The sequence below is a fragment of the Pseudomonas sp. S36 genome, from assembly GCF_016647875.1.
Taxonomy (GTDB): domain Bacteria; phylum Pseudomonadota; class Gammaproteobacteria; order Pseudomonadales; family Pseudomonadaceae; genus Aquipseudomonas; species Aquipseudomonas parafulva.
On the sequence record NZ_JACVVG010000011.1, the window covers coordinates 1 to 14,376 of the forward strand.

At 63.4% G+C, this 14,376-nt stretch carries 14 protein-coding genes; 11 read left to right on the top strand and 3 right to left on the bottom strand.

What is annotated here, in order from left to right:
* Positions 1–1,511 (top strand): glycoside hydrolase family 17 protein (locus IAE36_RS08480; RefSeq protein WP_201211803.1); only part of this gene is annotated, 1,511 nt, incomplete at its 5' end.
* A 13-nt stretch (positions 1,512–1,524) separates the two neighbouring features.
* Here IAE36_RS08480 and IAE36_RS08485 read toward each other — a convergent pair.
* On the bottom strand, positions 1,525–1,878 hold the full coding sequence (locus tag IAE36_RS08485; RefSeq protein ID WP_201211805.1) for a hypothetical protein: 354 nt from the start codon (positions 1,876–1,878) through the stop codon (positions 1,525–1,527).
* Positions 1,879–2,067: 189 nt separating this feature from the next.
* Here IAE36_RS08485 and IAE36_RS08490 point away from each other — a divergent pair, with 189 nt between their 5' ends.
* Together IAE36_RS08490 and IAE36_RS08495 are read left to right on the top strand one after the other, a co-directional pair.
* The gene (locus tag IAE36_RS08490) at positions 2,068–3,366 is read left to right on the top strand and encodes a serine/threonine protein kinase (RefSeq protein WP_028634671.1); all 1,299 of its coding nucleotides are present in this window, start codon (positions 2,068–2,070) and stop codon (positions 3,364–3,366) included.
* Positions 3,359–4,186, top strand: coding sequence for an MlaA family lipoprotein (locus IAE36_RS08495; RefSeq protein WP_082428327.1), 828 nt, complete (start codon positions 3,359–3,361; stop codon positions 4,184–4,186). The genes IAE36_RS08490 and IAE36_RS08495 overlap by 8 nt, the downstream gene beginning before the upstream one ends.
* 45 nt (positions 4,187–4,231) lie before the next feature.
* Here the strand turns inward: IAE36_RS08495 and IAE36_RS08500 are convergent, their stop codons facing one another.
* Entirely contained in the window at positions 4,232–5,167 is a 936-nt protein-coding gene (locus tag IAE36_RS08500) for a lipid A biosynthesis lauroyl acyltransferase (protein ID WP_201211807.1), read from the bottom strand.
* 111 nt (positions 5,168–5,278) lie between these two features.
* On the opposite strand from IAE36_RS08500, the gene minC reads away from it, so the two are divergent.
* The 7 genes from minC to IAE36_RS08535 all read left to right on the top strand — a co-directional run bounded on the left by minC (position 5,279) and on the right by IAE36_RS08535 (position 11,866).
* The gene (minC, locus tag IAE36_RS08505; protein ID WP_028634668.1) at positions 5,279–6,037 is read left to right on the top strand and encodes a septum site-determining protein MinC; all 759 of its coding nucleotides are present in this window, start codon (positions 5,279–5,281) and stop codon (positions 6,035–6,037) included.
* A 99-nt stretch (positions 6,038–6,136) separates the two neighbouring features.
* Entirely contained in the window at positions 6,137–6,949 is an 813-nt protein-coding gene (minD, locus tag IAE36_RS08510) for a septum site-determining protein MinD (RefSeq protein WP_028634667.1), read from the top strand.
* Between the two features lie 3 nt (positions 6,950–6,952).
* Positions 6,953–7,207 (top strand): cell division topological specificity factor MinE, encoded by a 255-nt coding sequence (gene minE, locus IAE36_RS08515; protein WP_028634666.1) that lies wholly within the window; start codon positions 6,953–6,955, stop codon positions 7,205–7,207.
* 156 nt (positions 7,208–7,363) lie between these two features.
* The gene (locus tag IAE36_RS08520; protein ID WP_060482541.1) at positions 7,364–7,999 is read left to right on the top strand and encodes an RluA family pseudouridine synthase; all 636 of its coding nucleotides are present in this window, start codon (positions 7,364–7,366) and stop codon (positions 7,997–7,999) included.
* A 100-nt stretch (positions 8,000–8,099) separates the two neighbouring features.
* The gene (locus tag IAE36_RS08525) at positions 8,100–9,389 is read left to right on the top strand and encodes a M18 family aminopeptidase (RefSeq protein ID WP_201211809.1); all 1,290 of its coding nucleotides are present in this window, start codon (positions 8,100–8,102) and stop codon (positions 9,387–9,389) included.
* 111 nt (positions 9,390–9,500) lie between these two features.
* Positions 9,501–9,668: a hypothetical protein gene (locus IAE36_RS08530; RefSeq protein WP_169338822.1), complete on the top strand. Its 168-nt coding sequence runs from the start codon at positions 9,501–9,503 to the stop codon at positions 9,666–9,668.
* Positions 9,669–9,712: 44 nt separating this feature from the next.
* Positions 9,713–11,866, top strand: a complete 2,154-nt coding sequence (locus tag IAE36_RS08535) for a mechanosensitive ion channel family protein (protein ID WP_201211810.1) — start codon at positions 9,713–9,715, stop codon at positions 11,864–11,866.
* 26 nt (positions 11,867–11,892) lie between these two features.
* On the opposite strand, the gene IAE36_RS08540 is transcribed toward IAE36_RS08535, so the two are convergent.
* Positions 11,893–12,606, bottom strand: coding sequence for a UTRA domain-containing protein (locus IAE36_RS08540; RefSeq protein WP_201211812.1), 714 nt, complete (start codon positions 12,604–12,606; stop codon positions 11,893–11,895).
* 326 nt (positions 12,607–12,932) lie between these two features.
* Between IAE36_RS08540 and IAE36_RS08545 the strand changes: the two genes are divergently transcribed.
* A complete protein-coding gene (locus tag IAE36_RS08545) occupies positions 12,933–13,994 on the top strand; it encodes an ABC transporter substrate-binding protein (protein ID WP_201211814.1) in 1,062 nt (353 codons plus the stop codon).
* Positions 13,995–14,376 lie beyond the last annotated feature (382 nt).

Consider the following 14,376-nt stretch of genomic DNA (forward strand, 5'->3'; position numbering starts at 1 on the left):
TCGCCTGCCTCCGGGGCCTCGGCGGGCTGGGCGGGCTCTGGTACGGGCTGGGCAAGCCTGTGCAGTTACCTGACGCTGCCGGCCCTGCGCACAAGTTGCAGTGCGCCTCCTATACCCCTTTCGACAAAGACCAGTCGCCCTACGACCAGCCGTTTCGCCTGCGCCCGGCACGCATGGATGCGGACCTGGCGCTGCTGGCTGAGCGTTTTCAGTGCATCCGCACCTATTCCATGAGCGGTCTTGAAGCCATCCCGGCGCTGGCGCGCAAGCATGGGCTGAAGGTGATGCTGGGTGCCTGGGTCAACGCCCACCCCGCCGACACCGACAAGGAGATCGCACTGCTGATCGCCGCCGCCAATGCCAACCCGGATGTGGTGAGCGCGGTGATCGTGGGCAACGAGACCCTGCTGCGCAAGGAGATCACCGGCACACGGCTGGCAGAATTGATCACCCGGGTAAAAAGCCGGGTGCAGGTGCCTGTTACCTATGCCGATGTCTGGGATTTCTGGTTACAGCACCCTGAAGTGGCACCGGTGGTGGACTTTCTTACCATTCACCTGCTGCCCTATTGGGAAGACAACCCCCGTGGCATTGATGATGCCTTGGCCCATGTGGCCGACGTACGCCGGCAATTTGGCCTGCGGTTCGCGCCGAAGGGCATCCTGATTGGTGAAACCGGCTGGCCCAGCGAGGGGCGCCAGCGCGAAACAGCAGTACCCAGCCGGGTCAACGAGGCCCGCTTCATCCGCGGGTTCGTTGCCATGGCCGAGCAGAACGGCTGGCGCTATAACCTGATCGAAGCGTTCGATCAGCCCTGGAAGCGCGCCAACGAAGGCGCTGTTGGCGGCTACTGGGGGCTGTATGACGCCAACCGCCTGGACAAGGGCGTGCTGGAGGGGCCAGTCAGCAACCTGCCCGATTGGCCCCAATGGTGGGTGGCCAGCGCCGTGCTGATGGGGCTGATGTTGCTACTGGCCGGGCGGCCCAGCGGCACACAGGCCGCCGTCGCGCTGCCGTTGCTGGCCGCATTTGGCGCGGGTTGCCTGGGGCTGTGGGGTGAGCTGATGCGCACCCATGCGCGGTTCGCTTCGGAATGGGTATGGGCCGTGCTGCTGGCGGGGCTGAACCTTCTGGTGTTGGCCCACGCGGCCCTGGCACTGGCGCAACGGGCCGGCTGGCGCCAGCGGCTGTTCGCCGGGTTGCAGGCGCAGGCAGGCAGGGTGCTACTGGCGGCCGGCGTTGCGGCAGCGGTGAGCATGCTGGCGATGGTGTTCGACCCGCGCTACCGCAGCTTCCCCAGCGCCGCACTGGCGCTACCGGCGCTGGTTTATGTGCTGCGGCCAGTGCCGGTCCGGCGCCGCGAAGTGACGCTGCTGGCGTGCATCGTGGGTGCCGGTGTAGTGCCACAACTGTTCATAGAGGGCGCTCACAACCAGCAAGCCTGGGTTTGGGCGGCCGTGAGCGTGCTGATGACGGCGGCCCTGTGGCGCAGCCTGCGTATCGCCCGGTAACCGCCCAGGCTCGCTACCGCACCAACCGCAACCCCGCCAGCACCAACGCGAACACCGCAATGCTGGCGGTATACAGCACCAACGCCGGCACCGCGAACACCAGGGCCAAGCCGGCCAGCCAGGCGCCAGCACGCCCGCGCACCACCAGCCCCAGCAGCGCCAACGCCAACCCACCCCAGGCCAGTACCTGATAGTGAATGCCCAGCCCCAGCAACGCGCGCACCTCACATTGCCAGTACGCCGCAGGCTGCGTGCACAGGCCCACCCACTGCCCGTCCTCCATCAGCCCGTAGCGCACGCCATAGCTGGCCGCAAGCCACAGCCCGACAAACAACACCGTCAATACAGCCGGCCATGTACGCGTCATCCATCTCTCCAGCAGTGGTCATAGAAAACGCGCATGATGGCGCAGGGCCCATTTCAAGGCAAAATGCCAGGCCTGCAGCTATGTTGCAGATAACAGGTACACCAAAGGCCATCACGCCCGGCAACTTTGCCTGGGGCGCCGTGGTCCTAGCCTGCACACGCGCCACCTTGCGTTCTTTTGGGGGATTACATGCTTCGATTTATGCGCCTCGCTGCCGTTCTCGGCAGCTTGCTCATGGCTGTGGCCGCTTCTGCGCGGGATATCGACGCCGCGAGCTATGGCTACCCCTTGACCAACCCGTTCGAGGCGACCATCGCCACCACGCCGCCAGACCAGCGCCCGATGCTGCCCAGCGACGATGAAATCGACCAGTCCGACTACAGCCTCACCCTGCGCCCAGAGCGCGAATTCACCCTGCCCGACAACTTCTGGGCGGTGAAAAAGCTCAAATACCGCCTGGCTCGCCAGGACCACGCCGCGCCGTTGATTTTCATCATCGCCGGCACCGGGGCATCCTACAGCAGCAGCATCAACGAATACCTCAAGAAGCTGTTCTACCAGGCCGGTTTCCACGTGGTGCAGCTGTCGTCACCCACCAGCTTCGACTTCATCAGCGCTGCCTCGCGCTTCGCCACCCCCGGCATCAGCCAGGATGATGCCCAGGACATGTACCGCGTGATGCAGGCAGTCCGGGCCCAGCATGCACGGCTGCCGGTCACCGACTTCTACCTCACGGGGTACAGCCTCGGTGCACTGGATGCCGCGTTCGTCAGCCACCTGGACGAAACCCGCCGCAGCTTCAACTTCAAGCGCGTGCTGCTGCTGAACCCGCCGGTGAACCTGTACACGTCCATCAACAACCTGGACAAACTGGTGCAGACCCAGGTGAAAGGCATTGACCGCAGCACCACCTTCTACGAGCTGATGCTGGAAAAACTTACCCGTTACTTCCAGGAAAAAGGCTACATCGACCTCAACGAGGCCTTGCTGTACGACTTCCAGCAGTCCCGTCAGCACCTGTCCAACGAACAGATGGCCATGTTGATCGGTACTTCGTTCCGCTTCTCGGCGGCCGACATCGCCTTTACCTCCGACCTGATCAACCGCCGCGGCCTGATCATCCCGCCCAAACAGCCGATCACCGAAGGCACCAGCCTCACGCCCTATTTCAAGCGGGCCCTGCAGTGTGACTTCGACTGCTACATGACCGAGCAGGTCATCCCCATGTGGCGGGCGCGCACTGGTGGCGGCACCATTCTGGAACTGACCAACCAGGTGAGCCTGTACGCGCTCAAGGACTACCTGCAAAACAGCAAGAAGATCGCCGTGATGCACAACGCCGACGACGTCATCCTGGGCCCAGGCGACATCGGCTTCCTGCGCAAGGTGTTCGGCGACCGCCTGACCCTCTACCCCCATGGCGGCCATTGCGGCAACCTCAACTATCGCGTCAACAGTGACGCCATGCTGGAGTTCTTCCGTGGTTAACAAACTCCTCTTTGCCGCGGCGCTGCTGGCCGCAGGCCATACCCTGGCCGCAGAAACCGCCCCACGGGCCAGCGTGGTCGAGGGCGACCCGCAGGTAATCGGCACCGCGCCCCTGGTCCCAGAGGCAGACGGCTTTCTCGACCCGCTGCGCGAGCTGAAATTCAACCCGGGGCTGGACCAGCGCGAGTTCGAGCGCTCCACCCTGGAGGCATTGAACGTGTACGACCCGCTGGAGTCGGTGAACCGGCGCGTGTACCACTTCAACTACCGGCTGGACCAATGGGTGCTGCTGCCGCTGGTCAACGGTTACCAGTACATCACCCCGCGCTTCGTGCGCAGTGGCGTGACCAACTTCTTCAACAACCTGGGCGATGTGCCCAACCTGTTCAACAGCGTGCTGCAGTTGAAGGCCAAGCGCTCGGCAGAAATCACCGCCCGCCTGATGTTCAACACCATCATTGGCGTGGGCGGGCTGTGGGACCCGGCCACCCGCATGGGGCTGCCGCGCCAGAGCGAAGACTTTGGCCAGACGCTGGGCTTCTACGGCGTGCCGGAAGGCCCGTACCTGGTGCTGCCACTGCTGGGCCCGTCCAACCTGCGGGATACCACCGGGCTGGTGGTGGACTATGCCGGCGAACAGGCCGTCAACTACCTGGACGTGGCCGATACCAGCAAGAAGCACCCGGAAATCTTCGCCCTGCGCGTGGTGGACAAGCGCTACACCACCAACTTCCGCTATGGCCAGCTAAACTCGCCGTTCGAATACGAGAAAGTGCGCTACGTGTATACCCAGTCGCGCAAGCTGCAGATCGCCGACTGAAACCGCTGCGCCACTGCCGCCCGCTGGGCAGTGGCGCAACACCCGTCAACGGCTTTTCTTGTCGTACAGCCGGGGCGCCCCTTCCGGGCGTGACTTGAACCGGCGGTGTGCCCACAGGTACTGCTCCGGGCACTCGCGCAACACCCCCTCCACCCACTGGTTGATGCGCAGGCAGTCGGCCTCTTCGCTTTCACCCGGGAAGCCCGCCAGCGGCGGGTGGATCACCAGGCGGTAACCACTGCCGTCCTCCAGGCGTTTTTGCGTGAACGGAATCACCTGCGCCCTGCCCAGACGGGCGAACTTGGTGGTGGCGGTTACCGTGGCGGCCGGGATGCCGAACAGCGGCACGAAAACACTTTGCTTGGCGCCATAGTCCTGGTCAGGAGCGTACCAGATGGCGCGGCCTGCCCGCAGCAGCTTGAGCATGCCGCGCACGTCCTCGCGCTCCACGGCCAGTGAATCGAGGTTATGGCGCTCACGGCCGCTGCGCTGGATGAAGTCGAACAGCGCATTGCCATGCTCGCGGTACATGCCATCGATGGTGTGCTGCTGGCCGAGCAACGCCGCGCCGATTTCCAGGGTGGTGAAATGCACCGCCATCAGGATGGCGCCCTGGCCGGCCTGATGCGCCGCCTGCAAGTGTTCAAGGCCCTCGACGTGGGCCAGGCGCGCCAGCCGGGCCTTGGGCCACCACCAGCTCATGGCCATTTCGAAGAAGGCAATGCCGGTGGAAGCGAAATTGGCCTTGAGCAGGCGCTGCCGTTCGTCAGCCGACAGCTCGGGGAAACACAGCTCCAGGTTGCGCGCGGCAATACGGCGGCGCTCGCCGGCAAAGCGATACATGACCGCACCCAGCGCGGCACCCAGCTTGAGCAACACCTTGTACGGCAACTGAACCACCAGCCACAACAGGCCCAGGCCCAGCCACAGGCCCCAGAACTTGGGGTGAAGGAAATAGGGGCGAAAACGCGGGCGTTCCATTGAAGCTTCCGGTAAGACAAAGGCCGCGCATTCTACAACGGATCAGCACAAGTTGCGGGCAACCGGTCTTATCGTTATAAGTCAGGGCACTTTTTCCGCAACAAGCCGTCTATGCAGACCATGAGCCAAAACCACACACCCGACACCGCCTCCGTGTTCCAGCTCAAGGGCAGCATGCTCGCCATCACCGTACTGGAACTGGCGCGCAATGACCTTGAAGCCCTTGACCGCCAACTGGCAGCCAAGGTCGCCCAGGCACCCAACTTCTTCAGCAACACGCCGCTGGTGCTGGCGCTGGACAAGCTGCCGGCTGGCGAAGGCGCAATCGACCTGCCCGGCTTGATGCGGATCTGCCGTCATCACGGCCTGCGTACCTTGGCCATCCGCGCCAATCGCATCGAGGACATTGCGGCCGCCATTGCCATCGACCTGCCTGTGCTGCCGCCGTCCGGTGCCCGCGAACGGCCACTGGAGCCTGAGCCGGAAGTGCGCAAGCCAGAGCCTGCGCCCACCCCGCCACCGGTGGTGGAGCCTGAGGTGCGGCCCACCCGCATCATCACCTCGCCGGTGCGCGGCGGCCAGCAGATCTACGCCCAGGGCGGCGACCTGGTGGTGACCACCTCGGTCAGCCCGGGTGCGGAACTTCTGGCCGATGGCAACATCCATGTGTACGGCGCCATGCGCGGCCGGGCCCTGGCCGGTATCAAGGGCAATACCAAGGCGCGTATCTTCTGCCAGCAAATGACCGCCGAGATGGTTTCCATCGCCGGCCAGTACAAAGTCTGCGAAGACTTGCGTCGCGACCCGCTGTGGGGCACCGGCGTGCAAATCAGCCTGTCTGGCGACGTGTTGAACATCACCCGTCTTTAACGGATACTTGCCAGCATTTTTAGCGCAACTTTTTACCGTTGCCGTTATTTCAGTTATTTGCAGGGACTTGCGTCCCGATCATTTTAGGGGTGAAACACCTTGGCCAAAATTCTCGTGGTTACTTCCGGCAAAGGGGGTGTGGGCAAGACCACCACCAGCGCCGCCATTGGTACCGGCCTCGCACTGCGTGGCCACAAGACCGTCATCGTCGACTTCGACGTGGGGCTGCGTAACCTCGACCTGATCATGGGCTGTGAACGCCGCGTGGTGTACGACTTCGTCAACGTCGTCAACGGCGAAGCCAACCTGCAGCAAGCCCTGATCAAGGACAAGCGCCTGGAGAACCTGTACGTGCTGGCCGCCAGCCAGACGCGTGACAAGGACGCCCTCACCCAGGAAGGCGTTGAAAAGGTACTGATGGAACTGAAAGAACAGTTCGAGTACGTGATCTGCGATTCGCCGGCCGGCATCGAGAAAGGTGCCCACCTGGCCATGTACTTCGCCGATGAAGCCATTGTGGTCACCAACCCTGAGGTGTCTTCGGTACGTGACTCCGACCGCATGCTGGGCATTCTGTCGAGCAAGTCGCGCCGCTCCGAAAACGGCGAAGAGCCGATCAAGGAACACCTGCTGATCACCCGTTACCACCCAGAGCGCGTGGTAAAGGGCGAAATGCTGAGCGTGGCCGACGTCGAAGAAATCCTGTCGATCAAGCTCAAGGGCGTGATCCCGGAATCGCAGGCGGTGCTCAAGGCATCCAACCAAGGTATCCCGGTTATTCTCGACGACCAGAGCGATGCCGGCCAGGCCTACAGCGACGCGGTAGACCGCCTGCTGGGCAAAGAGAAGCCGATGCGCTTCATCGATGTACAGAAGAAGGGATTCTTCGAGCGCATTTTCGGGAGCAAATAAACCATGAACCTTTTTGACTTCTTTCGTGGCAGACAAAAACAGACCAGCGCGTCGGTGGCGAAAGAGCGTCTACAGATCATCGTGGCGCACGAGCGCGGCCAACGCAGCGAACCGGACTACCTGCCGGAGTTGCAAAGAGAACTGCTGGAAGTCATTCGCAAGTACGTGAACATCGGCAACGATGACGTGCACATCGAATTGGAAAACCAGGGAAGTTGCTCGATTCTGGAGCTGAACATCACCCTGCCTGATCGCTGATACCGCGAGCAGGAGTGGGTTATTGGGGCTGCTTTGCAGCCCGTCGCCGGCAAACCGGCTCTTGCAGGTCATGCACATGCCTGTGGGGCTCGGTTTGCCGGCGATGGGCCGCACAGCGGCCCCACTGCTTTTCACCGATTCAACCGAGACCACGCAATGCCGCTGTCCACTATCCAGATCCTGCACGAAGACGCCGCCATCCTGGTGATCAACAAACCCACCCTGCTGCTGTCCGTGCCCGGCCGGGCGGATGACAACAAGGATTGCCTGATCACCCGCCTGCAGGAAAACGGCTACCCCGATGCGCTGATCGTGCACCGCCTGGACTGGGAAACCTCCGGCATCATCCTGCTGGCCCGCGATGCCGACAGCCACCGCGAGCTGTCGCGTCAGTTCCATGACCGGGAAACCGAAAAAGCCTACACCGCACTGTGCTGGGGCCAGCCGACACTGGACAGCGGCAGCATCGACCTGCCGCTGCGCTACGACCCGCCTACCAAGCCCCGCCACGTAGTTGACCATGAGCAAGGCAAGCATGCCCTGACGTTCTGGCGCATCCTCGAACGCTGCGGCGACCACTGCCGTGTGGAACTGACGCCCATCACCGGCCGCTCCCATCAGTTGCGGGTGCATATGTTGTCCATCGGCCACCCGCTGCTGGGCGACCGCCTGTACGCCAACCCCGAAGCCCTGGCAGCCCACCCGCGGCTATGCCTGCACGCCTCGATGCTGAGCTTTACCCACCCGGTATCCGGGCAGCGGTTGAAGTTCGAGTGCCCCGCCCCTTTCTGAACGGCCGGTGAACACACGGCAGGCCGCCTGGGGCTTGCCCCTGAGCGGGTTTTTATTGAAGCTTGCAGCTTGCTGCCAGCCGCTTGACCCGGAGTAAGCCATGCGCGATGTACTGAACTCAGGCCTTATCGAATTTCTGAAGGCCTCCCCTACCCCATTCCATGCCACTGCCAGCCTGGCCCAGCGCCTCGAGGCGGGCGGCTATCAGCGCCTGGATGAGCGCGACAGCTGGGCGGTGGTACCCGGTGGGCGCTACTACGTCACCCGCAACGACTCGTCGATCATCGCCATCCAACTGGGCAAACAGTCGCCGCTGCTCAACGGTATCCGCATGGTCGGCGCCCACACCGACAGCCCCTGCCTGCGGGTAAAGCCGCAGCCAGAGCTGCAACGCCAGGGCTTTTTGCAACTGGGCGTGGAGGTGTACGGCGGTGCCCTGCTGGCGCCGTGGTTCGACCGCGACCTGTCGCTGGCCGGGCGCGTTACCTATCGCCGTGACGGCAAGGTCGAAAGCCAGCTGATCGACTTCGCGCTGCCGATTGCGGTGATCCCCAACCTGGCCATTCACCTTAACCGTGGGGCCAATGAAGGCTGGGCCATCAACCCGCAGAACGAGCTGCCACCGATCCTGGCCCAGGTGGCCGGCGATGAGCGCCTCGATTTCCGCGCCGTGCTCACCGAGCAACTGGCCCGCGAACACCAACTGAACGCAGATGTGGTGCTGGACTACGAGCTGAGCTTCTACGACACCCAGGCCGCTGCCCAGGTGGGGTTGCAGGGTGATTTCATTGCCGGCGCACGGCTGGACAACCTGTTGTCGTGCTACGCCGGGCTACAGGCGCTGCTGTCCGCCGACAGCGATGAAACCTGCGTGCTGGTGTGCAACGACCACGAAGAAGTGGGCAGCAGCTCGGCCTGTGGCGCCGATGGCCCGATGCTGGAGCAGACCCTGCAGCGCCTGCTGCCTGACGGCGACGCCTATGTGCGCACTATCCAGCGCTCGCTGATGGTGTCGGCCGACAACGCCCATGGCGTACACCCCAACTACGCCGACAAGCACGACGGCAATCACGGCCCCAAGCTGAACGCCGGGCCGGTGATCAAGGTGAACAACAACCAGCGCTACGCCACCAACAGCGAAACCGCCGGGTTCTTCCGCCACCTGTGCATGGCCGAGGAAGTGCCGGTGCAAAGCTTCGTGGTGCGCAGCGACATGGGCTGCGGCTCTACCATCGGGCCGATTGCAGCCAGCCACCTGGGCGTGCGCACGGTGGACATCGGCCTGCCAACCTTCGCCATGCACTCGATCAGGGAACTGTGCGGCAGCCACGACCTGGCGCACCTGGTGAAAGTACTCACAGCGTTCTACCGTAGCCGCGAACTGCCTTGACCTGCACTGGGCGTGCCCGGGCTTCTGGCTTGGGCATGCCCGGGGTCAACCCGCCTGGGCGGTAACGCGCTATGCTTGCTTCAAGGTTTCACTGCACAAGGATCGTCGCCCATGTCACCGTTTCTGTCCCTCTTCCTGCCTGTCTGTGTTTTTCTGCTGTTGCTCACCCTCGGCTTCGGCATGCGCGAGCGTAACGTCGGCGTGCTGATGATGTGGCTGGGCACACTGGGCATCTTTGGCCTGACCTGCTGGAAGATCCTGGAGAAACTGCCGACATAAACCTCTACACTCGGTCAATCGTTTGACCTGAGGTAGATTTGCCAGTGCCTGCCCTTCTGCGTTACCTGCTGCTGTTGCTTCTGCTGTCTTTCACCACGGCCCACGCCGCGGGTCTGCCCGGCCTGCTCGGTGGCAGCGCCCCTGCGCAACCCCAGGCCACCGAGCCGCTGGGCAAGTCGCTGGACGAGGTGATCAAGAACCTTGAAAACGACCAGCAGCGGGCCAAGCTGCTGGCCGACCTGAAAAAGCTGCGCGACGCCACACGGCAATCCCAGCCCAGTGTCGAGCAAGGGGTGCTCGGCCTGATCGGGGGCGCCCTGCATGATTTCGAGGCGCAGTTCAGCGGCGACGCCAGCCCGTTCCAGCGCTGGGGCCTGGAGATCGAGCAGGCCAAGGCGGAGCTGGCCGAACTGGTGGTGCCGGTGCACCAATGGCCGGCCATTCTGTTCGGCTTTGCTGCGGTGATTGCGGTATGGAGCGTGCTTGCCTTCGCCTTCAACTGGGTGGGCCACCGGGTTCGCCTGCGCTTTGGGCTGAGCGAGGAACTGCCACAGCACCCACGTACCTGGGACCTGGTGCGCTTTGCCCTGCGCAAGCTTGGCCCGTGGCTGGTGGCACTGGTGTTCACCGTGTACCTGAGCTTCGTGCTGCCCCCGTCACTGGGCAAGTCGCTGGCCATGGTGCTGGCCTATGCCTTGGTGGTGGGTACCTGCTTCTCGGCGATCTGCGTGATCGCCTTCTCGCTGCTGGATGGCCCGCACCGCCACCGTGCCCTGCACATCCTGCGGCACCGCGCCTTCCGCCCGTTGTGGATGATCGGCAGCTTTGCCGCCTTCGGCGAAGCCATGGGCGACCCACGGCTCACGGCAGCGCTGGGCACGCACCTGGCCCATGGCGTGGCCACGCTGGCCAACGTGGTGGCAGCGGTATGCACCGGCTTGTTCATCCTGCGTTTCCGCCGGCCTATCGCTCACCTGATCCGCAACCAGCCGCTGTCGCGCCGCCTTACCCGGCGCACCCTCAGCGACACCATCGAGATTCTGGGCAGCTTCTGGTTCGTGCCCGCGCTGATCCTGGTGGCCATCTCGCTGTTCGCCACCTTCGTGTCGGCGGGCGACACCAGCACCGCATTGCGCCAGTCACTGATGTGCACGGTGCTGGTGGTGGTGTGCATGGTGCTCAACGGCCTGGTACGCCGGCATGCCGCCAACCCCAAGCGTGCCAGCAAGCGCCAGGCCGTGTATGCCGAGCGCCTGCGCAACTTCGGTTACCTGTTGCTGCACCTATTCATCTGGCTGGTGTTCATCGAGCTGGGCCTGCGGGTGTGGGGCTTGTCGATGCTCAGCTTTGCCGAAGGTGACGGCCATGACATCAGCCTGCGCCTGCTGGGCCTGGCGACCACGCTGATCGTGGCCTGGCTGGTGTGGATCCTGGCGGACACGGCCGTGCACCATGCCCTGGTACGCTCGCGCCGCGGCCTGGCCAACGCCCGTGCACAAACCATGATGCCGCTGATCCGCAACGTGATGTTCGTGTTCATCTTCATCATCGCGGTGATCGTGGCCCTGGCCAACATGGGCATGAACGTGACGCCGCTGCTGGCCGGTGCCGGTGTGATCGGCCTGGCGATCGGTTTTGGTGCCCAGTCGCTGGTCGCCGACCTGATCACGGGGCTGTTCATCATCATCGAAGACTCCCTGGCCATCGACGACTACGTGGATGTAGGCGGCCACCTGGGCACGGTGGAAGGCCTTACCATCCGTACCGTACGCCTGCGGGACATCGACGGCATTGTGCACACCATCCCGTTCAGTGAAATCAAGAGCATCAAGAACTACTCCCGCGAGTTCGGCTACGCCATCTTCCGCGTGGCCATCCCGCACAGCATGAACATCGACCAGGCCATCACGCTGATCCGCGAAGTGGGGCAAAAATTGCGCAGCGACCCGCTGATGCGCCGCAACATCTGGTCCCCGCTGGAATTGCAGGGCGTGGAGAGTTTCGAGTCGGGGTCGGCGATCTTGCGGGCGCGCTTCAAGACTGCGCCAATCAAGCAATGGGAAGTATCCCGGGCCTTCAACCTGGCGCTCAAGCGCCAGCTGGATGAGGCTGGGCTGGACCTGGCAACGCCGCGGTTGTCGGTGCAGGTGGTGACGGCCGGTGGCGGTGCCATGGCTGACACGGCGGCGTCCAGCTAGGGTACTGCCGCTGGCAAGTGCATGGGCTAGCCGGCTTGGGCACGGATGCGGATTGCATCGTGCCGCCAGTACTCGAGGTCGCAGTCGATCAGGTGACCGTGCTGGTCGCTGTTGACCCGGGTGATGTGCAAGCCCGGGCTGCCCACGGAAACTTTCAGCGCACCGGCCGCCTCGGCGGGCAAGGCGGTTGGCAGAATCTCGAAACACACCTGCCCGTAGCGCAGCCCGTAGACCCGCTCGTAGATCTCGGTTAGCGAACGCCCCAGGTCCTGCTGCAGCACGTCAGGGAAATACTGCGGGTTGAGATAGTGCTCGGCATACAGTACCGCCCTGCCGTCGATCCGCCTTAGCCGGCAAATGCGTACCACACTGGACAACGGCGGCAGCTGCAGGCGCGCACAGATAGTGGCCGAAGCCGGTTGCAGCCGCGCAGACAGCAGCTCGGTGCTGGCCACCCGCCCCTGTTCACGCACCATGGCGTGAAAATGGCTGCGCTCGATCAAGTCGTAGGTCAGGCGTTGGGGGGCGACGAACCAGCCGCGGCGTTCTTCACGGTAGATCAGCCCTCGGGCTTCCAACTGCACCAGGGCCTCGCGCAGGGTGATGCGCGTGGTGGCAAACACCTCACTCAGGCGGCGTTCTGCCGGCAGCTTGCCGCCGGGCATCAGCAGGCCATGCTCGATCTGCTCTTGCAGGGCGTGGCAGATGGCTGTTACCGCCCGTGGTGGCATCGGCTGCATCAAAGGTTACCTATCTGGACTAGGCCAGCCCCACAACGGGGCATCTGGCACGTGCTGCAAGCCTATGCAGGGCGGATGAACATCCTGTGACAGGCTGTGCGCCGACGTTGCCAGAATCGGGCCAGGGCCGCCCGGACGCCGGCAGGAACTGGTCTACGCTGTAGTGCCAGGGGTTCGCCGCAACATACCAAGGCCGGGCCCTACATCAAATTGTCACGCAAGCGGCCTACCTTGGCTCAAGGTTTGCTGACCTAGACCAAAGGCTGCAGACAACGGCTTCACTCATAACAACGTTCGGTTGCAGGCACCCACCCAAGGAGCTACGGATGAAAAAGTTGTTCATGGCGTCACTGCTCGGTTCGGCCATCGCATTCTGCACCACGGCCATGGCCGCAGAAGACCTCAAGGCACTGGAAGAAGCCGCCCGCAAGGAAGGCACCGTCAACAGCGTGGGCATGCCCGATGCCTGGGCCAACTGGAAAGGCACCTGGCAGGACCTGGCCAGCAAGTACGGGCTCAAGCACAGCGACACCGACATGAGTTCGGCGCAGGAAATTGCCAAGTTTGAAGCCGAGAAGGACAACGCCAGTGCCGATATCGGCGACGTTGGCGCCGCCTTCGGCCCCATCGCCATCGCCAAGGGCGTGAGCCAGCCGTACAAGCCCAGCACCTGGGACCAGATCCCGGAGTGGGCCCGTGACAAGGACGGCCATTGGGCGCTGGCCTATACCGGTACCATCGCCTTCATCATCAACAAGGACCTGGTGAAGGCAGGTGACCGCCCCACTACCTGGCATGACCTGGAAAAAGGCAAGTACAAAGTCGCCATCGGGGACGTCGGTACGGCCGCCCAGGCTGCAAACGGCGTGCTGGCGGCCGCCATTGCCTACAAGGGCGACGAAAGCAACGTAGCGCCTGGCCTGCAACTGTTCACCAAGCTGGCCCAGCAGAAGCGCCTGTCGCTGGCCAACCCGACCATCCAGACACTTGAGAAGGGGGAAGTGGAAGTGGGCGTGGTATGGGACTTCAACGGCCTGAGCTACCGTGACCAGATCGACCCCAAGCGCTTTGAAGTGTTGATCCCTGCGGATGGCTCGGTCACCTCGGGCTACACCACCATCATCAACAAGTACGCCAAGCATCCGAATGCGGCCAAGCTGACCCGTGAGTACATCTTCAGCGACGCCGGGCAGATCAACCTGGCCAGCGGCTACGCCCGGCCGATCCGCGCCGAGCACCTGAAGCTGCCGGCTGAGGTGCAGGCCAAGCTGCTGCCTAACGAGCAGTATCTGACTGCGCAACCGATCAAGAATGCTGATGCCTGGGAGGCCACCTCCAAGAAGCTGCCGCAGCTGTGGCAGGAGCAGGTCATCATCGAGATGGAGTGAGGGGCTGGGCTATCTGGCGCCTGAACGGGCCCTTTCGCGGGTAAACCCGCTCCCACAGGATCAACACCGGCTTTAGCCTTGTGTTGATCCTGCTGGGGCACCACAGGCCTTGGCCTTGTGGTGATCCTGCTGGGGCAGCACAGGCCTTAGCCTTGTGGTGATCCTGCTGGGGCAGCACAGGTCTTGGCCTTGTGTTGATCCTGCTGGGGCACCACAGGCCTTAGCCTTGTGTTGATCCTGCTGGGGCACCACAGGCCTTGGCCTTGTGTTGATCCTGCTGGGGCACCACAGGCCTTAGCCTTGTGGTGATCCTGCTGGGGCAGCACAGGCCTTGGCCTTGTGTTGATCCTGCTGGGGCACCACAGGCCGTAGCCTTGTGTTG